20 protein-coding genes and 2 pseudogenes are annotated in these 24168 nt (G+C 60.5%); 11 read left to right on the plus strand and 11 right to left on the minus strand.

Annotated features, from left to right (window positions below; translation table 11 throughout):
* Positions 1-27 precede the first annotated feature (27 nt).
* The 6 genes from ACIPSK_RS07565 to araD all read right to left on the minus strand — a co-directional run bounded on the left by ACIPSK_RS07565 (position 28) and on the right by araD (position 8719).
* Complete coding sequence (locus ACIPSK_RS07565) at positions 28-1095, minus strand: ABC transporter ATP-binding protein (protein WP_017967623.1); 1068 nt, start codon at positions 1093-1095, stop codon at positions 28-30.
* Between the two features lie 166 nt (positions 1096-1261).
* Positions 1262-2248, minus strand: a complete 987-nt coding sequence (denD, locus tag ACIPSK_RS07570) for a D-erythronate dehydrogenase (RefSeq protein ID WP_446532784.1) — start codon at positions 2246-2248, stop codon at positions 1262-1264.
* A 19-nt stretch (positions 2249-2267) separates the two neighbouring features.
* Positions 2268-2996: a FadR/GntR family transcriptional regulator gene (locus ACIPSK_RS07575; protein ID WP_170256705.1), complete on the minus strand. Its 729-nt coding sequence runs from the start codon at positions 2994-2996 to the stop codon at positions 2268-2270.
* A 122-nt stretch (positions 2997-3118) separates the two neighbouring features.
* Positions 3119-5764 carry a DNA ligase D gene (gene ligD, locus ACIPSK_RS07580; RefSeq protein WP_446532785.1) on the minus strand — a complete coding sequence of 882 codons (2646 nt, stop codon included), beginning with the start codon at positions 5762-5764 and terminating at the stop codon, positions 3119-3121.
* 386 nt (positions 5765-6150) lie between these two features.
* Positions 6151-6861, minus strand: coding sequence for a ribonuclease activity regulator RraA (locus ACIPSK_RS07585; RefSeq protein WP_446532786.1), 711 nt, complete (start codon positions 6859-6861; stop codon positions 6151-6153).
* Between the two features lie 121 nt (positions 6862-6982).
* Positions 6983-8719: an L-arabinonate dehydratase gene (araD, locus tag ACIPSK_RS07590; protein WP_170256677.1), complete on the minus strand. Its 1737-nt coding sequence runs from the start codon at positions 8717-8719 to the stop codon at positions 6983-6985.
* 139 nt (positions 8720-8858) lie between these two features.
* Here araD and ACIPSK_RS07595 point away from each other — a divergent pair, with 139 nt between their 5' ends.
* Positions 8859-9578, plus strand: coding sequence for a GntR family transcriptional regulator (locus ACIPSK_RS07595; RefSeq protein ID WP_446532787.1), 720 nt, complete (start codon positions 8859-8861; stop codon positions 9576-9578).
* A gap of 35 nt (positions 9579-9613) precedes the next feature.
* Here ACIPSK_RS07595 and ACIPSK_RS07600 read toward each other — a convergent pair whose 3' ends face one another.
* From ACIPSK_RS07600 to ACIPSK_RS07610, 3 genes are all read right to left on the minus strand, one after another.
* On the minus strand, positions 9614-9895 hold the full coding sequence (locus tag ACIPSK_RS07600) for a hypothetical protein (RefSeq protein ID WP_446532788.1): 282 nt from the start codon (positions 9893-9895) through the stop codon (positions 9614-9616).
* Between the two features lie 154 nt (positions 9896-10049).
* The gene (locus ACIPSK_RS07605) at positions 10050-10532 is read right to left on the minus strand and encodes an NUDIX domain-containing protein (RefSeq protein WP_170259513.1); all 483 of its coding nucleotides are present in this window, start codon (positions 10530-10532) and stop codon (positions 10050-10052) included.
* Between the two features lie 24 nt (positions 10533-10556).
* Entirely contained in the window at positions 10557-10742 is a 186-nt protein-coding gene (locus ACIPSK_RS07610) for a hypothetical protein (protein ID WP_017967633.1), read from the minus strand.
* Between the two features lie 192 nt (positions 10743-10934).
* Between ACIPSK_RS07610 and ACIPSK_RS07615 the strand changes: the two are divergent.
* Positions 10935-11603, plus strand: a pseudogene (locus ACIPSK_RS07615) (redoxin domain-containing protein); the annotation flags it as partial.
* Between the two features lie 237 nt (positions 11604-11840).
* On the opposite strand, the gene ACIPSK_RS07620 reads toward ACIPSK_RS07615, so the two are convergent.
* Positions 11841-12800, minus strand: a complete 960-nt coding sequence (locus ACIPSK_RS07620) for an HD-GYP domain-containing protein (RefSeq protein WP_446532789.1) — start codon at positions 12798-12800, stop codon at positions 11841-11843.
* 79 nt (positions 12801-12879) lie between these two features.
* The gene (locus ACIPSK_RS07625) at positions 12880-14694 is read right to left on the minus strand and encodes a putative bifunctional diguanylate cyclase/phosphodiesterase (protein ID WP_446532790.1); all 1815 of its coding nucleotides are present in this window, start codon (positions 14692-14694) and stop codon (positions 12880-12882) included.
* A gap of 359 nt (positions 14695-15053) precedes the next feature.
* On the opposite strand from ACIPSK_RS07625, the gene ACIPSK_RS07630 reads away from it, so the two are divergent.
* From ACIPSK_RS07630 to ACIPSK_RS07670, 9 genes and pseudogenes are all read left to right on the plus strand, one after another.
* Positions 15054-16589 (plus strand): sensor histidine kinase, encoded by a 1536-nt coding sequence (locus ACIPSK_RS07630; protein WP_446532791.1) that lies wholly within the window; start codon positions 15054-15056, stop codon positions 16587-16589.
* Between the two features lie 174 nt (positions 16590-16763).
* Positions 16764-17087 carry an antibiotic biosynthesis monooxygenase family protein gene (locus ACIPSK_RS07635; RefSeq protein ID WP_446532792.1) on the plus strand — a complete coding sequence of 108 codons (324 nt, stop codon included), beginning with the start codon at positions 16764-16766 and terminating at the stop codon, positions 17085-17087.
* 117 nt (positions 17088-17204) lie between these two features.
* Positions 17205-18215, plus strand: a complete 1011-nt coding sequence (locus tag ACIPSK_RS07640) for a LacI family DNA-binding transcriptional regulator (protein ID WP_446532793.1) — start codon at positions 17205-17207, stop codon at positions 18213-18215.
* A 42-nt stretch (positions 18216-18257) separates the two neighbouring features.
* Entirely contained in the window at positions 18258-19532 is a 1275-nt protein-coding gene (locus ACIPSK_RS07645) for an ABC transporter substrate-binding protein (protein WP_446532794.1), read from the plus strand.
* Positions 19533-19602: 70 nt separating this feature from the next.
* Positions 19603-20454 (plus strand): carbohydrate ABC transporter permease, encoded by an 852-nt coding sequence (locus ACIPSK_RS07650; RefSeq protein ID WP_033183136.1) that lies wholly within the window; start codon positions 19603-19605, stop codon positions 20452-20454.
* Positions 20451-21308, plus strand: a complete 858-nt coding sequence (locus tag ACIPSK_RS07655) for a carbohydrate ABC transporter permease (RefSeq protein ID WP_446532795.1) — start codon at positions 20451-20453, stop codon at positions 21306-21308. The genes ACIPSK_RS07650 and ACIPSK_RS07655 overlap by 4 nt, the downstream gene beginning before the upstream one ends.
* 13 nt (positions 21309-21321) lie before the next feature.
* Positions 21322-22379, plus strand: a pseudogene (locus ACIPSK_RS07660) (ABC transporter ATP-binding protein).
* Between the two features lie 19 nt (positions 22380-22398).
* Positions 22399-23667: an MGH1-like glycoside hydrolase domain-containing protein gene (locus tag ACIPSK_RS07665; protein WP_446532796.1), complete on the plus strand. Its 1269-nt coding sequence runs from the start codon at positions 22399-22401 to the stop codon at positions 23665-23667.
* Positions 23668-23790: 123 nt separating this feature from the next.
* Complete coding sequence (locus ACIPSK_RS07670) at positions 23791-24066, plus strand: ribbon-helix-helix domain-containing protein (protein WP_017996155.1); 276 nt, start codon at positions 23791-23793, stop codon at positions 24064-24066.
* Positions 24067-24168 lie beyond the last annotated feature (102 nt).

Raw genomic sequence — 24168 nt, forward strand, 5'->3', positions numbered from 1 at the left:
CCTCCTCCGGGGCGCCGCCGGACGGCGTCAGTCGGTCAATCTCCGGCCGCTCTCGGCATCGAAGAGATGAACATGCGCGGCGTCGATCGCAACGCGCAGGGTCTCGCCCGGCCGCGCGCTGACGCGTTCGCGGAAGACGCAGCTGAGATCGCTGCCAGCGAGCCTGAGGATAAGATGCGTCTCGTAGCCAGTCGGCTCGATCACCACGATTTCACCGGGTAGGCCATTAGCATCGAGCAGAATGTATTCCGGGCGAAGCCCGTAGACGAGGTCGCGGCCGATGGCGTCGGCGGGCGGATTGGCAACCGGGAGCGCGGTGCCATCCGGCGCCTTGAAACGTGTCGGGTTTTCGGGGTCGAGCCTGCCCTTGATCATGTTCATCGCCGGTGAACCGATGAAACCGCCAACGAAGAGATTGGCCGGCTTGTCGTAAAGGTCGAGCGGCGTGCCGATCTGCTCGACGACGCCGTCATGCATGACGACGATTTTGTCGGCCATGGTCATCGCCTCGATCTGGTCATGGGTGACGTAGACCGTCGTCGTTTTCAGCCGCTGGTGCAGTTCCTTGATTTCGGCGCGCATGGCGACGCGCAGCTTCGCATCGAGGTTGGAGAGCGGTTCGTCGAACAGGAAGACTTCCGGATCGCGGACGATCGCTCGCCCCATGGCGACACGCTGGCGCTGGCCGCCGGAAAGCTGGCGCGGATAACGGTCGAGCAATTTATCGAGACCGAGGATGCCTGCGGCGTATTTCACCCGCTTCTCGGCTTCCGCCTTCGGCGCCTTGTTCAGCATCAGCGAGAAACCCATGTTCTCCTGTACCGTCATATGCGGATAGAGCGCATAGTTCTGGAACACCATGGCGATGTCGCGGTCCTTGGGGGGCAGCGTGTTGACGACACGCCCGCCGATCTTGATCTCACCGCCGGAAATATTCTCAAGTCCCGCCAGCATCCGCAGAAGAGTAGATTTTCCACAACCAGACGGGCCGACCAGGATCACGAACTCCCCGTCGGCAATGTCGATATCCACGCCTTTGATGACCGGAAATGACCCGAATGATTTCCGCACATCCGCGAATTGAACGCCTGCCATACCCACTCCTCCCAGAAATCGAGCGCTACATGCTATGTCTTCGTATTTTCGTATATCTTGCCGGCGGCCTCATCTTCTCAAGGCCCTCAGCCGCTGCAGTCCCGCATATGCGGGTGTGCCCGGGCGGTACTCTCCTCCTATGGGGCGGTTTTAGCCCCGCTCAATCTCATCCGGACGCACCCGGAGCGTCTTCGGCGAGGTAGACCTCGATCAACTCGTCCACCGTGGTTTCGGCGACGAAACCCAGTTGCACCGCGCGTTCAGGCGTAAAGGACTTCGGCCATCCGGCGACGATCCCTTCAATGACCTCGTCGCGGCGGCGATCGATCAAGTCCGCTGCCTCGGGACCGGCTGCACGGCGCAACGCGGCAATCTGGTCGGCAACGGTGGCGGCGACGCCCGGCATGGTGAGCGTGCGCCGGACACCCAGCGCCGCCGTGTCGAGCGTCGCAGCATGGATCAGGAACTTGATGGCGGAACGCGGGCTTGCCAGCCAGTGCTTGACCGTTTCTTCGACCGGGAGAACAGCCCGCTGGCCTGCAAGCGGTTCCCGCAGGATTCCGGAAAAGAAGCCCGATGCGGCGGCATTCGGCGCACCAGGCCGGATCACGATGGTCGGCAACCGAATTCCGACGCCGTCGATAAAGCCGCGCCGCGAATAGTCGGCAAGCAGAAGCTCGGATATCGCCTTCTGGACTCCGTAGCTGGTGAGAGGTGCGAGCACGTAATCGTCGGGAATGGGATCGGGAAACGGCGAGCCATAGACCGCTATCGACGAGGAGAATACGAACCTCGGGACATAGGCCTGACGGCTTCCTTCCCGGCGGATCGCTTCCAACAGCGATCGCGTGCCATCGAGATTGACCCGGTAGCCGAGTTCGAAATTGCGCTCGGCTTCGCCGGAAACAATCGCGGCGAGATGGAAGATCACGTCGGCACGGCGAGCCGCCAGGGCTTCCGCTGCGCCGCTTTCGGAAATATCGGCAGCCAGCGCTTCCACCGGCCCAACCACACCCGTGGGTATCGGTGGAGGCGCGATATCCACCAGCGTCATGCGCGTGATTGTGTCGCCGCCGAGGGAACCACTGCGCCCTAGCGTGGCGGCGAGCTTCCGGCCGATCATTCCTCCTGCCCCGATAATGAGAATATGCATCGTGTCGCCTCCCTGCCAACTACGAGAAGAGTAACTTGGTCGTCGTATAAATACGGGTTTCGTGGGTCGCGAAGGCCGCGGATGCTGCGTCGGGATCGCGCGTCTCCAAGCCGGCGAGGATCATCCGGTGGTCGGCGATGCTCGCAGCGATAGTCCCCGGCTGCGAAACGACGCGCTTTCGGTGGCTCAGGAGATAGGAGTAAAGGTCGGCGGCTACATCAGCCAGCACCGCGTTGCCGCTGGAACGGTAGATGGCCGTGTGAAATTCCCGGTCGCATATTAGAAAACGGACAGGATCGTCACACGCGGCCTCCTGTGCTGCGATCGAATTGCGAAGATAATCGAGAGTTGAAGGCTCGATCTTGACGGCTGCCGCCCTTGCTACTCGCGCTTCGATAAGAAGCCGCGCCTCATGAACATCATCGAGATTGTAGGCTGCAATGTCGCGATAACGCGCCGCTTGAACAGCCAGTTCGCCGACGTCCACGGATGCCACCACGGTTCGCATCCCTTGCGCGACGGAGAGGATGCCGTGGGTGGAAAGGATGAGGATCGCGCCACGCACGGTCTCGCGGCTGACCGAAAGCGCGGAAGCCAGTTCGCGTTCGCCTGGTAGCGGATCGCCCACCTTGAGAATACCGGTTGCAATGAATGTTGTGATCTTCTGGACGACGAAGTCTTTCATCGAGGTCTTCGGCGCCCCGCCGAGCGTCGCAACGTCGTCTTCGAGCATCGCTCGAACATCTATTGCTTTCCCCTCCTCGCCCATAGTTCTACTGGTCCGGTTAGTGGACCAGTAGAACCGAGCTTACGAAGGTTGTCAACGCTTCATGTCCGCAACCTGGTCAATCGATATCATCAGCGCCGAGTTCAAGCGGCTTTGGAGATTCTGCCGAGGCGCTTGATCGCCTGTTCCAGTGGACGCTTGCCATCGCCGTAATATTCCCAGGCAGAGGACTTCGACAGCAGGGCCGGAACGGTGCGGATGGTGAAGCGCTTCGGGTCCAGGTCCGATTTGACCTGGGTCCAGGTCAGTGGCATCGAGATGGTGGCACCCGGCCGGGCGCGCGGTGACAAAGGCGCCACCGCCGTCGCCATCCGGTCGTTGCGCAGATAGTCGAGGAAGATCCGGCCGTCCCTGAGGCTCTTCGTCATTTTGATCAGATAGAGATCGGGATTGTCGCGCGCCATCTGCTGGCACACATCATGGGCGAAACCCTTCGCTTCGGCCCACGAAAGCGGCTTGCGCTTGTTGACCGCAAGCGGAGTGACAACGTGCAGACCCTTGCCGCCGGTCGTCTTGCAAAAGCTGATCAGGCCCAGCGCGTCGAGACGGTCGCGCATTTCCCGGGCCGCTGAAACGACCGCGGAGAATGGCACGTCCGGACCTGGATCGAGGTCGAAGACGAGCCGGCCCGGCACCTCAGGCTGATGCGGTTCGCAATTCCAGGGATGCAGCTCGACGGCGCCGATCTGCGCGACGGCAGCCAAGCCTTCGACACGGTCGATCTGCAGATAGGGCTTTTTGTCGCCAAAGACCTTGACCAGTTCGAGAAGGTTCGAGGTGCCGGGCATCGCATGGCGCTGGAAAAATTGCTCGCCGCCGATCCCGTCGGGTGCGCGGATGACCGAACATGGGCGTCCCTTGATGTGCTCGATCAGCCAGGAACCGACAGTTTCGTAGTAGCGAGCCAGCTCTTCCTTGGTGACGGGTTCGCCGTCATTGGCATTCGGCCATAGCGGCTTGTCCGGGTTTGAAATCAGCACCCCCATGACCTCGGCCTTGGCGCTTTTTCGGCGGACGGGCCTAGCCTTCGCCTGCGCCGCCGGCTGCGGCACGTCAATTTGTGCGGGCTTCGCCGGCCGTTCGGCCTTGACCTCTCTCGCCGGCTTGTCTTCCCGCAGTCCCTTGAAGGCCGCCTGCCGGACAATGCCGTCGGCGGTCCAGCCTGCGAATTCGATTTCCGCCACGAGCTCGGGCTTCAGCCAGGTGACCTCGGCCTCCTTCTTCGGCGCGCCGATGCCGGTGAATGGCGATTTCGCCGTCTCGAGCGCTTTCAACTTCGGCAGCAGCATTTCCACTTTCTTTGCGCCATATCCGGTACCGACGCGGCCGACATAGACGAAGTGGTCGCCACGATAGACGCCGACCAGCAGGGAGCGGAATTTCCCGTTGGTCTTGGCATAGGCGCCGATTACCACCTCATGGCCGGCGCGGCATTTCGACTTCGCCCAGCTTTCGGTACGGCCGGATTGATAGGGTGCGTCCCCTTGTTTGGAGATAATGCCTTCCAGCGAGAGCTTGCAGGCAGACCGGAGAACTGCATCGCCGCCGGTCTCGAAATGCTCGACGAAACGGATGCGCGGGTTGCTGCCGGCATCGGACAGAAGGCTTTGAAGCCGGGCCTTGCGCTCGACGAGAGGCAGAGATCGCAAATCTTCCCCTCCCTCGTAAAGAAGATCGAAGGCGAAATAGACGAGCGCGCCGGTCTTGCCTTCCGATAGGGCCGCCTGCAGGGCTGCGAAATCCGGTACGCCATTGTCGCCGAGGGCGCAGATCTCGCCGTCGACGATCGCATCGCGCAGTGCCGATGCCGCCTCGGCGATCTCGGGATATTTGGCCGTCCAGTCGAGCCCTTTCCTGGTCTTCAGCGTCACTTCACCATCCAGCACGCGCATCTGGATCCGGTAGCCGTCGAACTTGATCTCGTGAATCCAGCCGGTGCCCGCCGGAGGGCGCTCCAGGGTCTGGCAGAGCTGCGGCGCAATGAAATCCGGCAGATCGACCTTTGTGATCGGTTTCGATTTCCGACCGCCTCTGGCGTCCTCTTTTCGCTGTTCGGCAGCCAGTCCGCGGTTGCTGTCCCAGACGGCATCGGCCTGAACATCGCCATCCGCGACCATGAAAGGCTGGGGCCTTCGTCCCTTGCCGGCGGCAATCATTTCCATGGTTCGGCCGGAGGCAACGGAGGTGTCGTTTTCCTCAAGGATCGCTTCGCCATTCTCCTCGACCGAAAACTCGTCGTGGTGTTTGATCAGCAGCCAGTTGGTGCGCTTGCCACGGTCGCGATCGTTGCGCATCCGTACCAGCACAAAGCTGCCGTGCAGGCGTTTGCCTTCCAAGGTGAACTTGAAGTCGCCTTTTGCCAGCGCCTGCTCCGGGCTCTTCTTTCCTTCCGGTTCCCAATAGCCCCGATCCCATAGCATCACCGTGCCGCCGCCATACTGGCCTTTCGGAATCGTGCCTTCGAAATCACCATAGTCCAGCGGGTGATCCTCCACCTCGACGGCCAGCCGCTTGTCGTGCGGATCGAGCGATGGGCCTTTCGTGACAGCCCACGACTTGAAGACGCCGTCCAGCTCGAGCCTCAGATCGTAGTGCAGTCGGGTGGCGTCATGTTTCTGGATGACGAAGCGACGACGGTTGCCGCGCGCGAGGCGTTTTTCACCGCTCGGCTCGGCCGTCTTTTGGAAATCGCGCTTCGATCGATAAGTCGATAGTTTGTCACTGGCCATGGTCGTTCCCCAAAGCAACCCCGACAGCGAAATGCCGGCCGACGGCTGGAAGTTCCATCACGGCCTTTATCGCGGCGCTCATCGGGAAAACGCGCGCTTCGGCAAGACCTCGCCTCATCGGAGGCGAGATCATCATTGATACCCTAGATGGCCGCGTGGCGCACTGGCCGGGGCGGATGCGAGGCAGGCTTCCTCTTCCAAGGGGCCAGAACGGCCGGCATGCCGGCTTCCGATGGTAACTGACACGAGATTTCGACGAGGAATGGCTCTCAGGTGGTCCGCCTTAGAGCACTGTGCGTCCTCGGACGCACAAAGGACGTTCCAACTCTTTCAACCCTCGCATCGTGCTGTCCGAAAGTCGATTACGATTTCGGGTCGATGCGCTATTAGCGGCCATTCACTTTCCGCCATTCGGCAAAGAGCGTCAGATTGCTTTCGTCGGTGGCCGGGTAGAGGCCGATGATCGTGTGGCCTTGCTTGACGCGTTCGGTGACGAAATCCTCGTAAGCGGTCATCTCCACCGCTTCGTCGGCGATCTCGTCGGCGATCTCGGCCGGGATGACGATCACGCTGTCGTCGTCGCCCACAATGACGTCGCCCGGGAAGACCGCCACATCGCCACAGCCTATCGGCACATTGATGTCGATTGCCTCGTGCAGCGTCAGGTTCGTCGGGCTGGAGGGACGATTGTGATAAGCGGGAATATCGAGACCGCCGATCGTCATGGCGTCCCGGAAACCGCCATCCGTGACGACGCCGGCGCCGCCGCGCATCATCAGACGAGTAATCAGGATGTCGCCGGCAGAGGCTGCGCGCGGATCCTTGCGGCTGTCCATCACCAGAACATGGCCTTCCTGACAAGTCTCGATGGCAAGCCGTTGCGGATGTTTCGGGTTTCGAAAGACGTTCATCGCATTGCGATCCTCGCGCGCCGGCATGTAGCGTAGCGTGAAGGCCGGCCCTACCATATTGCGGCCCTTCGGCTGCACCGGCCGAACATCCTGGATCGCCTGGTTTCTCAGGCCGCGTTTATAAAGCGCCGAGCAGAGCGTCGCGACCGAGACACCCATCAGCTTTTCACGGGTTGCCGAGTTCATATTTCCTTCTCCTCGTTTAATTCGGACGCAGAAGCTGCGAATCCAGCTTGAAGGGACCGGCAGCGAAGCCAGCTTAGCCGTGCGGGGATTGTTCGTTGACCGCGGTCAAAAAGGTCTTGTCTCAGTTGATGGCCGGTTCCGACGTCTTGCCGCCGAATTCCGTCTTCAGGAAATCAAAGTCGCAGCCTTTGTCGGCTTGCTCGATATGGCTGGAGAACATAAAGCCATAACCGCGCTCGTAGTGCCGCGCGGGTGCCACCCAGGCGGCGCGGCGCGCCGTCAATTCTTCTTCGGAAACCACCATATTGAGGCTGCGTGCGGGGATATCGAGCTCGACCATGTCGCCCGTTCTCAGCAGCGCCAGAGGCCCGCCAACATAAGATTCCGGTGCGACGTGCAGCACGCAGGCGCCAAAACTTGTTCCGGACATGCGGGCGTCCGAGATACGCACCATGTCGCGCAGGCCGAGCTTCAACAGCGCCTTCGGCATTGGGATCATGCCCCATTCCGGCATGCCCGGTCCACCCTGGGGGCCGGCATTGCGTAGAACGAGCACAGTGTCCGGCGTCAGCGGATAATCGGGATCGTCGATGATCTTCTTCATCTCCGCATAGCTGTCGGCAACCAGCGCCCGACCGCGATGGCGATGGAATTTTGGGTCGCAGGCCGCCGGTTTGATGACCGCGCCGTCGGGACACAGGTTGCCCTTGAGCACGGCCAGCGAACCTTCGTGATAGACCGGGTTCGACAATGGGCGGATAACGTCGTCATTGTAGATCTTCACCTGGTCGAGGCCGTCCACCAAGGATCTGCCGGTGACGGTGATCGCCGACGGATCCAGCTTGTCCCCGAGTTGCTTCATCAGGGCGCGCAGGCCACCTGCATAAAAGAAATCCTCCATCAGGTAGGTCGAACCGGAAGGTCGGATGTTGGCGAGAACCGGCGTCGTGCGACCGATGCGATCGAGATCATCCAGTTCCAGCGGGACGCCGGCGCGGCGGGCCATGGCGATCAGGTGAATGATCGCATTGGTGGAACAGCCGGTCGCCATCGCGACGGTGACCGCATTGGCGATGGCTGCGGCAGTGATGATCTGATCCGGCGTCAGATCCTCCCACACCATATCAACGATGCGGCGGCCGCAGGCTGCCGACATGCGTTGGTGGTTGGCGTCGGCTGCCGGGATCGAGGAAGCACCCGGCAGCGTCAATCCCATGGCCTCGGCGATTGCCGTCATCGTCGACGCCGTGCCCATGGTCATGCAATGACCGTAGCTGCGGGCTATTCCGCCTTCGATGCCCTGCCACTCCTCCTTGGTGATCGTACCGGCGCGACGCTCGTCCCAGTATTTGAAGCCGTCGGTACCGGAGCCGAGCGTCTTGCCGGCATAGTTGCCGCGAAGCATCGGGCCGGCGGGGAGAAAAATGAAGGGAAGGCCCATGCTGACCGCGCCCATGACAAGGCCCGGTGTGGTCTTGTCGCAGCCACCCATCAAAACGGCGCCATCGACAGGATGGCTCCGCAGGAGCTCCTCGGTCTCCATCGCCAACATATTGCGATAGAGCATTGTGGTCGGCTTGACGAAGTTTTCAGAAAGAGAAAGAGCCGGCAGTTCCATGGGGAACCCACCCGACTGAAGAATTCCGCGCTTCACCCATTCGGCGCGTTCACGAAAATGCATGTGGCACGGCTGGGCGTCGGACCAGGTGTTGATCACCGCAATGATGGGCTTACCCTGCCAGTCCTCCGGTGCATAACCCATCTGCATGGTCCGCGACCGGTGGCCGAATGAGCGCTGATCATCCGGCAGCATCCATCGGGCGGACCGCAATTGCTCGTAGGTTTTCCTCGCGGTCACGGCTTTCTCCCCACCTTTTCGCTTGCTCACCTGCGCGTTTGCAAAACTGATATTTTAGTTTGACATATATATCAATGGAAGTTTGCGTTCTTGTGCGTTGGGCCGCGCAAAGCTATGAATGGACTAAAAGGATGCCCCAATGAATTCCCGGTTCGCCTCCGCATTTGGCCTGACTGCACCTGGCTTTCCAGCCGTCGCCGGCAGTACTGTCCAGCGGATCTATGATGATCTGCGCAAGCGAATCGTCACCATTCAGCTGCCGCCGGACACCACCTTGTCGCGCACCGAGCTTACGGACACCTATAAAGTCAGCCAGACGCCCATCCGTGACGCACTGCAGCTTCTCAAACAGGAGGGCTTGGTTCGCATTTACCCGCAGTCCCGCACTGTGGTGACCAGGATCGACATCCCGCAAATTTATGAGGCACATTTCCTTCGCGTTGCGCTGGAAACCGAAGTTTGCCGTCGCCTCGCAACCGATCCGGATCCAGATTCGAGCGTCATCACGCGAGCCCGGTCGATCATCAAGATGCAGTCGGCAGTCGCCGACGACGCAGATCAGATCGCAATCTTCCAGGAGCTTGACGAACTCTTTCACCAGACACTGTTCGCAGGCGCCAAGCGCAGCAGCCTCCACCAGCTGATACGCGAGCGGTCCGGCCATCTCGAGCGTATCCGTCGTTTGCATCTGCCCGAAAAGGGCAAGATCATGAGCATTCTCGATGGCCACCACGCCATCATCGACGCGATTGCCGCTCGCGACGAACAGGGCGCTGTCGATGCAATCCGCGAGCATCTCAGCCACACCGTTGCAAAGGTGGAAGACCTGCGGAAGGCGTTCCCGGATTATTTCGTCTGATCTGCCGCGTTGCGTACGAGCTGCCCTCGCCACGGCTAGTGGACCACTCCCTTCGTCTTCGCCCGGTTCGAGAATTGGTGGACGAGCATGATGCCCTGCTCAAGCAGCAATTCGACCGCGTGCAAATCACGCGGCGTGAGATCGCCGGATAGTCCGCGAATCGTATTGGCGACGCAGATGGAGTTGGCGACGAAGCGGGCGTCGCCCTCCCCTTCTGCCTCCTCGGCCGTTGCTTCCAAGGCGTCGGCAACGGTGTCGAGCAGGCTCGCGCGTTCGACAAGCGTCATGTCGTTCAGGGTTTTGGAAATACCGTTCATGGTTGTCTCCTCGCGCGCCCAGGGCGCGTCGCAGCGCCGATTTTCTCGATTTCAGTTATGTGGCGGTGACTGTCAGATAGGATGGCTGTCTTCAGAAGCAACTCATGGCTGCCGCGCGTCTCACGCATGAGTACAGCGAGGTCGGACGGCTCAATCAATAATTCCAACCCGATTGTTCCAGATGCTTCAGAAGGTCGGCAAGCATTGGTTGCTGTCCTTTCAACAGCTTTACGGCTGCGTCGGGCAGAGAAAACCACTCCACCCGATCGACCTCCGGAAAGCTCTTTACCCGGCCTGATCGTGGCGGCCATTCCATTTGAAATTCGGAACTCTGTATCGCGTTCACGTCCAGGATCGGATCGGCTTCGATCGACCATACGACGACTATCTTGCCGCCAGGTTGCCGATATTCGCCCAGCGATGTGAACACGCCATCGACTACTACGCCCAACTCTTCAGCAGTTTCCCTGATTGCCGCCGCGAGTTCGTCCTCTCCGGGCTCGATCAGCCCCTTCGGGATCGACCAAGCAGCCTCGTCTTTCCTAGCCCAGAAAGGACCGCCCGGATGCACGAGAAGCACTTCGATGTCGCTGGAAACGCGCCGGTATATCAAAAGTCCGGCGCTGCGGATTGCCATCGCCTTGTGCCCTTCTTGTGTCGATCATGAGGCCAGGCATTCCTCACAGATGCCGCAGCCGTCATCGTCCATCCACTGACGCCGGCGCTTGCAGCAAAGGCAAGCACGACTGTCGGGTTGTTCCTTTTTGTCTTCCGGTGGAATGATCTCGATCGTCGTGCCGATTAGAGTGTCGGCCACAAGTAGAGTCTCGGCCACAAGTTCCGCCATCTCGTTGCTCCATTAGTCTATTCTAAATAAGATAGGAGCGGCAATCGCTACCGGCAAGCTCTCAGCGCCGGTCGGAGGGCCAAATGGCAACCACATTCGCGATCTCAACATGGAGCGCTGGGCCCTGTTGCGACAAGTGCTATAGTCAAAATTCGGTCGTCCACCTGGACGATGCGACAAAGGAACTATTCCATGGGAGACCAGAAACGCCCGCTGCAACCAGGAGAAACTGCCCCCGCCTTCGCACTCGCCACGGCCAACTTCGACGGAACGGTCTCTTTCGCCGACTTGAGCGGTCGCCCGTTCGTGATCGGGTTCTTTCGCGGCTTGCACTGCCCGTTCTGCCGACGCCAGTTAGAACAGCTTGCCGGCGTACAGCCGACCCTGCGCGCCGCCGGGGTGGAGACCGTCGCCGTTATCAACACGCCGGTGGAACGTGCCCGCCTGTATTTCCGCCACCGGCCGACGCCGATAACGCTTCTGTGTGACCCGGACTGCCGCACGCATCGGGCCTACGGCGTGCCGCATGGCGAGTTCCTGCCCGATGGGAGTTGCGAGCAGCCCGAATGGCCCTATGGCGCAACGATGGCCCAGTTCCAGGCGGCACGCATCAACCCCACGGGCGAGCTGCCGGAACCGCTGCACCCGATGGAAGCCAACACGGTGCTCAACGCCAAGGACGGCTTCGAACTTGACGAGACCGATCATGCGATCTTCGCGAACCACGCTACCCAGCTCGTCGGCCACTTCCTGGTCGATGCGACGGGCACCATCTGCTGGGCACAAATCGAGTCGCTCGACGGACCGAACAACCTCTCCATCTTCCCGACCGCGGCGGAGATCATCGCCGCCGCCGGCAGCCAGCGTTGCTGCACGATGGATCGTTCTTATGAACCGGCCCCTGCCGCCGAAATGACCGCCCATCCGGAGCGGAGTTGCAATTGACGTTTGGCCGGTACGACGCGCCGTTCGGCAAATGACGGCTCTGGAGCATGATGCCGAAAAGTGTGAGCGGTTTTAGGACGACATCACGCTCCAACTATATAACGTAGAACAGGATTCAGATTTTAGGCCGATCCGGCCTAAAATCATCCGGTTCTAGTGGAGCGTGCCGCTGATCACCATTTTTGATACGAATGCGGAAAGAAGCTGGCTATCGAAATGGCCCGGCGAATTTATCATCATATTGATCGCCTCCGCTTGCGAGAAGGCGCGCTTATACGGCCTGATGGTGGTCAGCGCTTCGTAAACATCACAAATCGCCGCAAGCCGGGCGACGTAAGGGATCTTCTTTCCGGCGAGCCGGCCAGGATAGCCCGACCCATCGAACTTTTCGTGGTGATAGCGACAAATGTCGAGCACCTGCCTTGGGACATGGGCGACATGAGAAATCAGCTCATATCCCCGCTGAGGATGCCCGCGGACAAGATCCATTTCCTCGGCCGTCAGCTTACCGGGTTTCGTCAAGATGTCGTCCGGGAGCGCCATTTTTCCAAGATCGTGAACCAGTCCGCCGAGTCCCAGGACCCGCACATCCTCTTCTCCATGACCGAGGCTGCGCCCCAGGGTGATCATCAATGCGCTAACAGCCAGCGAGTGGAGGAACGTCAGCTCATCCTTTTCCTTCAGCTTCGCGACTGCGATCAAGGCGCCGGCGTTGTCGAAGGCTGCCGACATGATCCGCTCCACAGCCGCGCTTGCCGCATCGCTGGCAAAAGAGGCTTTGATCCTGGCGTGGGCAAGCATTTGACGGATCTGCGGCCGTGTATCCTCGACGCATTCCCTCGCCTGCTTGACATCCTGTGCCGAAAACACCGCGCGAAGCTGGGCGTCAAACGCAGCCCGGTCGATGTCTTGTGCCCCGCCCGGATCGACATCCGCGCCTTTTCCGACGTCGATCACGACAGTCATCAGGCGGCTTGCCATCAAACTATCAACCTGACCGGCTGCCGAGATCAGGAACGGCTTGAACCGGCGTGTCCTGTCTTCTCCCTCAATTTCGACGTCCTCGACATACATTCCGACCCGCAATTGGCTGACATGTATCCGTTTTCGCATCTCTGATCCGTTCAAAATGATCTTGGTACTTAAGCGTTGTCTCGGGTATCCGGGGCTGGTCCGAGCACATAAACCTCATTCAGGCTACAGGGCTCCGGCACGGGTCTTGGTTGAGCCGTTGTCCCTGCTGCTCTAAAATGGCCGCGGCAACCGTTCGATCGACGGCTTTCGAAAACAGATAGCCCTGTCCGAGCTTGCAGCCGAGCTGGCTCAATTGATCAGCTTGGGGTTCTGTTTCAATCCCTTCTGCGACGACCCGGATTCCCAGCTTGTGAGCTATTCCGATCAGGCCCTCAACGATGACGGTCCCAGCGTCGCCCGGCACCATGCGGTCGATGAAGGACTTGTCGATCTTGATGATGTCGACCGGCACCGTCAGCAGGTGGGTCAAAGACGCGTAGCCCGTGCCGAAGTCGTCGAGGGCTACCCGCAAACCCTTGGACCGAAGAGCCTTGATCTCGTTCGCTACGACATAGTCCCGTTGTCCGAGATAAACCGATTCCGTCACTTCGAGGATGATGTGCTTGAGGGGAACCTCCGCTTCCCCGAAAATTCGGCACAGCCTGTCTTGCAGATTACCGCCGCGAAAATCTGCGGCGGACAGGTTGATTCCGACATGTTGGAGGGGAAGGCCCCGGGCGAGCCAGATGCGGATGTCCCTCGCAACCCTCAGCAACATTCGTTGGGTCAGCTCAGCAGCAATATGCGCGTCTTTCGTCGCCTCATGGAAATGCGCTGCGGCGATGATTTCGCCGGAAGGCGTGGTCATTCGACACAAGGCTTCGAAACCGACGATTTCCCGCGTATCGAAGCGCAAGATCGGCTGGTAATGCGCGTCGATCCGATCGTCTTCCAGGGCGACACCCACATCGCGAACCGCCCTGAAACGTCGGGTCAGGGCAGTGCCCAGGCCGGGATAGTGTTGCACGTACCGGCCGCGGTTGTGTTCTTTCGCATGATAGAGCGCCACATCGGCGTTCTGGCGGATCTGGTCAGGGTTTGTTTCGGTCTCTGCCAACGCGCCGCCAATCGTGGCGGCAGGAAAGACAACATGACCGTCGCACGTTGAAGGAGAAGACAGTGCTTTGAAGATGTCGGTCGCCCTCGCATTGAGATCAAGGTCTTTGTCGTCCGACACAATCACAGCAAACTCATCGCCACCGAGCCTAAAGGTGTTCTTGGCGCCTGCTGTCTTGGCGACCCGGTCTGCAACCACTTGAATCAATGCGTCGCCGGCTGCGTGCCCGAACGTGTCGTTCACGAGTTTCAAGTTGTCGATGTCCACCAGCAAGATGCCCCAGGCGCGTCGGGATCGAGGCAGCTCTTCGGTGAGAAGCTGGTTGAAACGAGCGCGATTCGACAGGCCTGTCATCGCGTCGCTGTATGTGAGCCGCTGGCGTTCCATCACCCGTTCTTCGCGATCGATGGCGATTGTGCAGAGATGGACACAAGCATCGACGAGATCCCGTTCGAGGGCCTTTGGACCGCGGTGGTCTCGATAGTAGAAGGCGAAGGTGCCGATCACCCGGTCGCCACGCTTGATCGGGCTGGACCAGCAAGCCTTCAACCCCAGCGGAAGGACCAGGGACTTGAAGTCCTGCCAACGAGGATCAGTCTCGATATCGGTGACAATGACCGCTTCTCCGAAATAGGCAGCAGCGCCACAGGAGCCCGCAAGAGGACCGGCCTCAAGATTGTCGACCGCCCCTGAATAGTGAGGCGGAAGGGAGGGGCCAGCCAGTGTGTGAAGACGGCTCCCGTCGAACGTCAGCACCGAAGCGATGATCCCAGGAATGGCGGCCTCAACCTTCAGGCAAAGTTGTTCTATCGTTGCTGCCAGCGGTTCCCCTTTGGCAATCATTTCCAGAATGGCATTCTGCAACTCAAGGATCATGACGTCACTTCCCGGAAGGAGACCCTCCGTACCAAACCGACTTTCAAATCAGGTTACGCCGTTGATTAGATTTTGATCGAATAGGCGCCGGATGATCATTTCAGTCGCGCCGACGTCGCGTGCGAAAGGGGTTTTCTCTACGTTCTGACCTCCTTTCGAACGGAGCGAGATTGACCGATGTCACGGTCATTCTCTAAAGACGATTATGAAATACAATCCGCAGTCGTGCTCTTGAGAGCCCCGAGTGAGTGGGCACGGCATAATTTTCGAGAGTCAGAAATCAGCTTATGGGATATGGTTCGGAATGCGTTGCAATGGCCCATATGGCCGTCGCCGCACAATGGAAATTGGCCTGAAAGATGATCGGTGGCGATAAATACGTTGGCTCCGTAGGCAAAGCATCGCTCGCGATCATCGCGCTGATGTTTCTGTCAGTGACCACCCTCTTGTCGCTCTGGCTCATATCCAGTTACGAGACAGCTGTTCGCCGGGGCGATGAGCGTGTCAGCGCCGCCTCCAAAATCGTTGCAGCGAACGCGAACTGGTTGAACTCCCTTGCTCGGGAGACCCTGCACCGAATTGATGATGCTCTGGGGCCGAGCACGACTTTGCCCGGCGCGGACCGCGTGCGCGATCTCGACACTGCCGTCTACGACTTGCCTCCTCAGGCGACTGCCTATGTCATCGGGGCCGATGGAAAAACGCTCTATTCAAATGACCGCGATATCCGGCCGGTCGACGTTACGGACCGCGACTACTTCGTTCGGCTGAGAAACGGTGCTGACGAATATACATCCCCGCTGATCATCAGCCGTCTTTCCCACCGGCAGATATTCGTCTTCAGCCGCAGGCTCGAACGAAATGGCGTATTCGCCGGCGTCGCCGTAATTGCCTTCGACGCGAGCATCCTAAGACCAATATGGGACGCGGTCGCGATAGGCGAGAACTCGATTGTCAGCCTCATAAGACGCGACGGGCAACTTATCGCCCGATACCCGGAACCCGCCGGACCGGTCGATATGCGGAACCACAAGCTGTTTACCGACTATATGAGGAAGGCGACATCAGGCACATATCGCTCCGTGTCGCCAGTCGACCATGAAGACCGCCTGGTCGGATACCGAATCCTCGAACGCACCCCTTTTGTGGCCATCGCTTCGGCAGATATCCATGTGATCATGCAGCCCTTTTGGGAGGATGCCAAAATTGCGTCTTTGTTGGTCGCTTTCGCCCTGGTTGGTGCCTTAGCCGCTGCATTGTGGATTCAGAACCTCATCAAAGTGGACACATTGCACACCAGGCAGCTTGCGGATGCGTTGCGGTCGAATGAAACGCTCATGCGCGAGATACACCATCGCGTGAAGAACAACCTGCAGACGGTGATGGCCCTGCTGCGCTTGCAGGGTTTTGAACCGGAGGCCGTTCAAAAATTAAACGAGCGCATTTCTGCAATGTCCGCCGTCCACGAGCAGATGTACGGCTTCGATCAGTTTAGCGGAATATCTGCTCGGGAGTTCATCCCATCATTCGTCAGGACGCTCGTCGACGTCCATGGTCGCGCCGTTTCCGTCGACTTTGAAATCGACCACATCGTGATTGCAGCAGACAAGGCAACGCCGTTTGCCCTCCTGCTCAACGAGTTGATTGCCAACAGCATGAAATACGCATTCGACGGCCGGGAATCCGGAAATATTCGCGTCATGCTGCACGCGACTGAAGGAGAGGAATCTCAACTTACCGTCGCGGATGACGGGATTGGTTTTGATGGCCGATCGGACAGCGCCGGGATGGGGACGCGGCTGATCAAAGCCTTCGTCAATCAACTGCATGGCGAGGCGAGATACAATCGCCTGGAAGGGACGCAGTTTACGGCAACACTCAAGCTGACCGATTGAGCGAGAGTTCATTCGAAGCCATCTCCCTGCCCAGAGCAAGCCTTCGGTTATACCCGCGGCATAGGGGAAGACTTTTCATCGTGCTGGGCCGACACATTTTCCAGGTGCCCTGCCGCTCGCGCGGAATTTCCTCGCATCGGCTTTGCTGAGTTCCGATGTCACTGGGAGCAGAACATGACGAAAGTTCCAACCATAGCTCGTATCTGGCGCGGCCGCACAAAGCCGGAACTCGCTGATGAGTATGAAGCCTACAACCGCGCAGAGGGAATTCCTCCACTGCTAAAGACAGCACTCGACGTTCAACTGTTGCGCGAAGACCGTGAGGATGAGACCTGGTTCACGACAATTTCGTACTGGACCGATATGGAATCCATGACCGCGTTTACGAAAGGCGATCCACGGCAGGTTCATCATCTGGAGCGAGACGCAGAACTACTTTGCGAACTTCCCGAGCGTATCCAGATACATAGGATAGTGGTCCCTCCTAGGCTGCGCTGAAAATACCCCGCCTCTTCGATGCTGGTGTCGAAGATCATCCGCATGATACCCGAAACGTTTTGGCTTGACTCCCAAAACGTTTTGGAGAATCGTTTCCCTCACTTCGGGAGGAAGATCTTGGCCAATCTCAAACAGCTCGCGCAATCGCTGGGACTGTCGATCACCACGGTGTCGCGTGCGCTCGACGGCTATGCCGATGTGTCGGCCGCCACGCGCGAACGGGTTCGTCAGGCTGCCGACAAGGTCGGCTACCGGCCGAATGCTTCGGCCCGCCGTCTGCGCAGGCAGCGCGCCGAGCTGGTTGCCGTCACGCTGCCGAGCGATCCCGGCCATATCGGTCCTCCGCATTTCCTCGATATGCTGTCCGGCTGTGCCGAACATCTTGCCGCTGCCGGCCTCAATCTGGTGATTGCGCCGGTGCCGCGCGGCGAGAGCGAACTCGACATCTGCCGCCGTTTCGTCGATGGCCGCCGCGTCGATGCCATGCTTCTCGTTCGCACCAAGCGGAAGGACGAGCGCGTCGAATTCCTGCAGTCGCGCGGCATTCCCTTCGTCACCAACGGCCGCACCGAAAGCCTGCTGCCTCACCCCTTTATCGATGGCGACGGCTTTGCCGGTTTCCGGGCCGCGACGCTGCGCTTCCATGCCGCCGGCCACCGCCGCATCGGCCATATCGCCGGCCCGCAGGAATATTACTTCGCTCATGACCGCTGCCGCGGCTGGCGGGCGGGGATGGAGGAATGCGGTCTCGCGACCGATCTCTGCGCCGAAGGCGCTCCGCTGGAACAGGGCGGTTATCTCTCCGCACTCGAACTTCTGCGCCAACCGTCGCGTCCGACCGCACTCGTCTGCGCTACCGACGAAATGGCGATCGGGGCGCTGCGGGCGCTGCGCGAGGTCGATGGCGGCAACCAGATCAGCATTGTCGGCCACGACGACCTGGCGATGGGCGCCTTCACCAGCCCGCCGCTCTCGACCATGCGCATGACCGGTGAAAACCTCGGCGCGAGCTTCGCTTCGCTGCTGCTGCGCGCCATTGCCGGCGAACCCGCCGAAGAACTCCAGGAGCTTCACGCGATCGAATTTGTCGATCGCGACAGCCATCGCCGTCCCGCCAAGGCGGCATAGACAGAAGTGTATCTCAAACAAAGAACAATGAAGGAGGAGAAGATGAAACATATCATGTCATTTGGAATTCTGGCTTCCACCGTGCTGGCCTTCGCCTCGCCGGTGCTTGCCCAGACCGTTTTTGTGTCCACCCAGCTTCGTCCGATCGAGGAGGCGACCGTCGTCCGCGAGGAACTCCTGAAGGACGTCGGCTCGGTTGACTACGTGGTCGAGGAACCACCGCAGTTTGCCGTCCGCATGGAAGCCGAGCGCCAGGCCGGCAAGCACACCGTCAGCCTCGTAGGCGCACTGCATGGCGAGCTTTCGCCGCTTGCCGATAAGGAGACGCTCGAACCGCTCGATGACCTCGCCAAGAAGCTGGCAGCGAGCGGCATGCCGCAATCGCTGCTCGACCTCGGCAGGCTCGGCAAATCGACCCAGCAGTACATCCCGTGGATGCAGGCAACCTATGTGATGGCCGCCAAGAAGGAAGCGCTGCAATACCTGCCTGCCGGCGCCGACGTGAACGCGCTGAACTACGATCAGTTGATCGTGTGGGGCAAGAATATGCAGGACGCAACCGGCCAGCCGCAGATCGGGTTCCCGGCGGGCCCGAAGGGGCTGATGGCGCGTTACTTCCAGGGCTATTTCTATCCCTCCTTCACCGGCGGCGTTGTGCGTACTTTCCAGAGTGCCGATGCGGCCGCCGGCTGGGAGAAGCTGAAGGCCCTTTGGGCCTATGTGACGCCGAACTCGACCAGCTACGACTTCATGCAGGAGCCGCTCTCTGCTGGCGAAGTCATGGTCGCCTGGGACCATATCGCCCGCCTGAAGAATGCCATTTCCGCAGCACCTGACGATTATGTCGTCTTTCCGGCGCCTGCGGGTCCGAAGGGCCGTGGCTATATGCCGGTCGTTGCCGGTCTCGCCATTCCGAAGGGTGCACCTGATAAGGCCGGCGCAGAAAAGATCATCGAACACCTTTCCATGCCGGAGACGCAGCTCCTGACTGCCTCCAAGGTCGGCTTCTTCCCGACGCTGAACATCAAGCTGCCGCCGGATCTCGATGCCGGCGTCGCCCTGCTCGCCGGTGCGGTCACGGCCACCCAGGCTTCCAAGGACGCGGTCATCTCGCTGCTCCCGGTCGGCCTCGGCGACAAGGGCGGCGAGTTCAACAAGGTCTACATGGACAGTTTCCAGCGCATCGTGCTGCAGAACGAGCCCATTGCAGACGTGCTGAAGGCCCAAGGCGCGACGATGGCCAAGCTGATGGCCGATACGAAAGCTGCCTGCTGGGCGCCCGATGCCAAGAGCGACGGCCCCTGCCCGGTAGAATAAATCCGCCCGAGACGCGTCCGGGCGAATTGCCCGGGCGCTTTCAACCCTCTGCTCGTCGAGGCGGGAGCCGATGACCAATAGCCGACCCTGGATCCCCTATCTGCTGATCCTGCCATCCGTCGCCTTCCTGGCACTGCTCTTCGTCGTGCCACTGGTGCAGACGATCTGGCTGGCGGTTTCGGATAATGGCGCGCCATCGCTCGCCAATGCCGAGCGCATGGTAACCGACATCAATTTCACCCGCTCAGTGAAGAACACCTTCCTGCTGACGATCGCGGTCGTGCCGGTGCAGATCGCCTTGGCGCTGGCCATGGGCACGATGGTCGCCAAGGTCGGCCGCGGGCGGGAGACGATTCTGTGGATCTGGACAATCCCGCTCGGCATTTCCGACCTTGCCGCCGGTCTCGTCTGGTTGTCGATCCTGCAGAATACCGGCTATCTGAATTCGCTGCTCTTCGGCCTCGGTATCATCGGCAGGCAGGCAAGCTGGCTCTCCTACCAGACGCCGGTCGCGCTCTTCCTCGCCATTGCAGTTGCCGAAATCTGGCGCGGTACGGCCATCGTCATGGTCATCATCGTCGCCGGTCTGAACCAGGTGCCGAAGGAGTTCAAGGAGGCTGCCGAAATCTTCGGCGCGGGTCCGTGGACGCGCTTCTGGCGCATCACGCTGCCGCTGATCCGTCCCGCCCTGCAATCGGCACTGATCCTGCGCACCGTGCTTGCCTTCGAAGTCTTCGCGGTAGTCTATGCGCTCGGCGGGCGCAATTTTCCGGTCCTCGTCGGCGAGGCCTATAACTGGCAGAACCAGAACCAGAATTACAGCGTCGCCGCCGCCTACGCGGTGCTGATCATGATCATCTCGCTTGCCGCCACGCTCATCTATCTCAAGGCCTTGAAGGTCGATCCGGAGCGCCTGCCATGACCACGGATACCATCAGCATGACCGCGGACACCCCCGACGCCACCGGCTTCGTCTCCTCGCGCCGCTGGCTGCTCTGGAGCGGCATCGCCGCCCTCTGCGCCTGGGTGCTGGTGCCGATCTATCTGGTCGCGCTCGGCGCCCTCGGCGGACGCCAGGGCGTCTATGTCTGGCCGAAGACCGGCCTTCCCACCGGCATTTCACTGGAGCCCTTTTTTCTCTTCCTGAAGACCGAAGGCGTCGTTCAGTCCTTCCTCAATTCGCTGGGGGCAGCCGGCATCACGGTAGCGCTTTCGATCCTGCTCGGTGCGCCGGCTGGTTATGCGCTCGCCCGCTATGATTTCCGCGGCAAGGACAGCTACCGCCTCCTGGTGTTGCTGACCCGCGCCTTCCCGCTGGCGATCCTGGCATTGCCGCTGACGGTCTCCTTCATCCGGCTCGGCCTCTACGATACGATCCTCGGCGTCGGCCTCATCCATACGGTGCTGGCGCTGCCTTTCGCCGCGCTCGTCACCCAGGGCATTTTCCTCGGCGTGCCCAAGGAGTTGGAGGAAGCCGCCTGGGTGTTTGGCTGCACCCGCATCCAGGCCTTCTTCAAGGTGGTGGCACCCTTGGCGCTTCCCGGCATCGTCGCAACTGCGGTCTTTGCCTTCGTCATCTCGTGGAACGAGGTCTTTGCCGCCTCGGTGCTGACGGTGCGCAACCGCACGCTGACCGCCTACCTGCTGACCGTGCTTTCGGAAAGCCCGATGTATTACCGCTTTGCCGGGGGGCTGATGCTCATCCTTCCCTCGGTTGTCTTCATCTTCGCGGTCAGGCGCTACCTCTTCGCGATCTGGGGCATTTCCTCCAAGTAACGGGACCAGAGATATGGCCAATATTGTCATCGACCGCATCCGCAAGAGCTTCGGAGCCTTCGAGGCGCTGAAAGAGGTCTCGCTGACGATCAACGACGGCGAATTCGTCTCGCTGCTCGGTCCATCCGGCTGCGGCAAGACCACGCTGCTGCGCATCATCGCCGGCCTCGAGACGGCCACATCGGGAGATGTCCGCATCGGCGACAAGTCGGTAATCGGCCTTGCACCTCGGGATCGCGGCCTTGCGATGGTCTTCCAGAACTACGCCGTCTTTCCGCATATGACGGTTTACGAGAACGTCGCCTTCGGGCTGCGGATGCAGAAGGCCGACGACACACGCGTGAAGGCGCAGGTCGAGAAGGCCGCCGGCCTCCTGCATATCGAGCCATATCTCGACCGATACCGAACAAGCTCTCCGGCGGCCAGCGCCAGCGCGTCGCGGTCGCTCGTGCCCTTGCCGTCGAACCGAAGGTGCTGCTGATGGACGAGCCGCTTTCGAACCTAGACGCGCTGCTCCGCTTGGAAATGCGCACCGAACTCAAGACCGTGCTGCAATCGGCAGGCACCACGACGATCTACGTCACCCACGATCAGACGGAAGCGATGGGCCTTTCCGACCGCATCGCCGTCATGCATGGCGGCGTGGTCGAGCAGGTTGGCCATCCGGTCGAGATCTACAATCACCCGGCAACACGTTTCGTCGGCGGCTTCATCGGCAACCCGCCGATGAACTTCATCAAGGTGCCGGTGACGAACAGCCAGGTGGCGGCAGGCGCCGAGCAGCTTGCAGCGCCGCAGGGGTCCGGCGATGAAGTGATCCTTGGCCTGCGCGGCGAAGCCGTTGAACTCGCGCCGCTGCCGCAGGGTCTCGAAATGCGGGTACGCGTTGCCGAACCGATGGGCTCGCACCTGCTTCTGACCGGCTCGATCCACGACCAGCCGGTGCGCGTCATCCTGCCGGCTTCGGAGACCGTAAAGAGCGGCGATACGATCGGCCTGAAGCTCGACCAGAAGCGCATCACCTGGCTTTCGTCCGAAAGCGGCAAGTCCTTTCCGTCCGTCCTGGCCTAAGAATACCGGAGTACCCGACATGAACATGCATATCGACCAGGCGAAGCGCATCCTCGCTGCCAACGATCGCGGCGGGTATACCGTGCCGACCGACAGGCTCTACCCCTTCCAGTGGAACTGGGATTCCGCCTTCGTCGCCATGGGCTTCGCGCTCTACGATATCGATCGTGCCTATCGCGAGCTGGAGCGGCTGGTCGAAGGCCAATGGGTGGACGGGATGATCCCGCATATCGTCTTCCATGCGCCGAGCGAAACCTATTTCCCAGGACCGACCGTCTGGCGCACGCAGCACAAGATCCCGACCTCCGGCATAACCCAGCCGCCGGTCTTCGCAATCGCACTGCGCAAGCTGCACGAAACCGCCGGCAAGGAGGGCGAAGCGCGCACCCTGCCCCTCTACGAGGCGGCGCTGAAATGGCATCGCTGGTGGCATTCCGCCCGCGACCCTGAAGGTACCGGGCTCGTGGCACTCCTGCATCCATGGGAAAGCGGCAGCGACAATTCTCCGGCCTGGGACATCGCGCTCGCTCGTGTACCCACCACCACCGACACGCCGGTGGTGCGCAAAGATACCGGCCATGTCGATGCCGACATGCGCCCGCGCGACGAGGATTACCGCCGCTTCATTCATCTGGTCGATACCTATGCTGCCTGCGGGTGGGATCCGGCCAAACAATGGGAAAAGGCGCCGTTCAAGGTCGCCGAGATCCAGACGACCGCGATCCTGCTCAAGGCCGGCGAAGACCTCGAACACCTCGCCCGCCTCCTCGGCCGGACGGAGGACGCGATCGAGATCGCCGCCCTCAACGACCGCAGCCGCAAGGCGATGATGGTCCAATGGCGGCCGGAGCTTGTCCGCTTCGTCTCGCGCGACCTGATCTCCGGCGAAGATGTCGAAGCCGCCACGCAAGCCGGCTTCATCCCCCTCCTCTCGCTGGACCTCGACAAGCAGGTTGCGGACGCCCTGGTCTCCGAAATGAAGGCCTGGTCCAAGGATCTCAAGGTTGCCTTCCCCACGACCAAACCCGGCATCGCCAGTTGGGAGCCGAAGCGCTACTGGCGCGGCCCCGCCTGGGCGATCATCAATTGGCTGCTGATCGACGGCCTTAAGCGCAATCGCTACGCGGATGTCGCCGAAGAGCTGCGGCAATCCACCATCGCAGCGATCGAAACGGAAGGTTTCGCCGAATATTTCGACCCGGTCACCGGCCAGGGCTGCGGTGGCCTCGGCTTTTCCTGGACGGCTGCCGCCTATCTATGGCTTGAGCGAGGCGTCGTCCTCGCCTGAGCGTAGAGCCGCGCCCAACTAAGCCGTTTCTACGATTGGCTTAACCCCTCCAGGTCGCCTAAATGTAAAGTGTATGATTTAATCATACACTTTGTTATAAGGAGATAACCGAGGACACACACTATGCGTACAACCCAACCCCTCACCATCACCCTTCCATTGGAAATGGCGCAGATGGTGAAGGCCAAAGTCAGCTCCGGCGAATATGCGACCGAGAGCGAAGTCATCCGCGACGGCCTGCGCACCTTGGCCGCCCGCGACGCCGCCGTTGAGAAATGGCTGCGAGACGAGGTCGTGCCTACCTATGACGAGACGAAAGCCCACCCCGAGCGCGGCCTTTCTGCCGAGGACGTCGGCCGGCGGCTCGATGCCCGTATGGCCGCTCACGCCAAGAAATAGCGCAGGGCATGAACTACAACGTCATTTGCGCCCAAGGCGAGCGACGACCTCGAAAGCTTGCACCCGAACCTTCATCCAACTGCGATTGAAGTTTCAGCGGCT

This window comes from Rhizobium sp. LARHSG275 (genome assembly GCF_052871115.1).

Excerpts from the sequence above, each read along its gene's own strand:
- ACIPSK_RS07620 (WP_446532789.1), bottom strand. The coding sequence starts at position 12,800 with ATGCGAAAACGGATACATGTCAGCCAATTGCGGGTCGGAATGTATGTC.
- ACIPSK_RS07585 (WP_446532786.1), bottom strand. The coding sequence starts at position 6,861 with ATGAACTCGGCAACCCGTGAAAAGCTGATGGGTGTCTCGGTCGCGACG.
- ACIPSK_RS07605 (WP_170259513.1), bottom strand. The coding sequence starts at position 10,532 with ATGGCAATCCGCAGCGCCGGACTTTTGATATACCGGCGCGTTTCCAGC.
- ACIPSK_RS07650 (WP_033183136.1), top strand. The coding sequence starts at position 19,603 with ATGACCAATAGCCGACCCTGGATCCCCTATCTGCTGATCCTGCCATCC.
- ACIPSK_RS07645 (WP_446532794.1), top strand. The coding sequence starts at position 18,258 with ATGAAACATATCATGTCATTTGGAATTCTGGCTTCCACCGTGCTGGCC.
- ligD (WP_446532785.1), bottom strand. The coding sequence starts at position 5,764 with ATGGCCAGTGACAAACTATCGACTTATCGATCGAAGCGCGATTTCCAA.
- ACIPSK_RS07595 (WP_446532787.1), top strand. The coding sequence starts at position 8,859 with ATGAATTCCCGGTTCGCCTCCGCATTTGGCCTGACTGCACCTGGCTTT.
- ACIPSK_RS07625 (WP_446532790.1), bottom strand. The coding sequence starts at position 14,694 with ATGATCCTTGAGTTGCAGAATGCCATTCTGGAAATGATTGCCAAAGGG.
- ACIPSK_RS07665 (WP_446532796.1), top strand. The coding sequence starts at position 22,399 with ATGAACATGCATATCGACCAGGCGAAGCGCATCCTCGCTGCCAACGAT.
- ACIPSK_RS07670 (WP_017996155.1), top strand. The coding sequence starts at position 23,791 with ATGCGTACAACCCAACCCCTCACCATCACCCTTCCATTGGAAATGGCG.
- ACIPSK_RS07565 (WP_017967623.1), bottom strand. The coding sequence starts at position 1,095 with ATGGCAGGCGTTCAATTCGCGGATGTGCGGAAATCATTCGGGTCATTT.
- ACIPSK_RS07655 (WP_446532795.1), top strand. The coding sequence starts at position 20,451 with ATGACCACGGATACCATCAGCATGACCGCGGACACCCCCGACGCCACC.
- ACIPSK_RS07630 (WP_446532791.1), top strand. The coding sequence starts at position 15,054 with ATGATCGGTGGCGATAAATACGTTGGCTCCGTAGGCAAAGCATCGCTC.
- denD (WP_446532784.1), bottom strand. The coding sequence starts at position 2,248 with ATGCATATTCTCATTATCGGGGCAGGAGGAATGATCGGCCGGAAGCTC.
- ACIPSK_RS07600 (WP_446532788.1), bottom strand. The coding sequence starts at position 9,895 with ATGAACGGTATTTCCAAAACCCTGAACGACATGACGCTTGTCGAACGC.
- ACIPSK_RS07610 (WP_017967633.1), bottom strand. The coding sequence starts at position 10,742 with ATGGCGGAACTTGTGGCCGAGACTCTACTTGTGGCCGACACTCTAATC.
- ACIPSK_RS07635 (WP_446532792.1), top strand. The coding sequence starts at position 16,764 with ATGACGAAAGTTCCAACCATAGCTCGTATCTGGCGCGGCCGCACAAAG.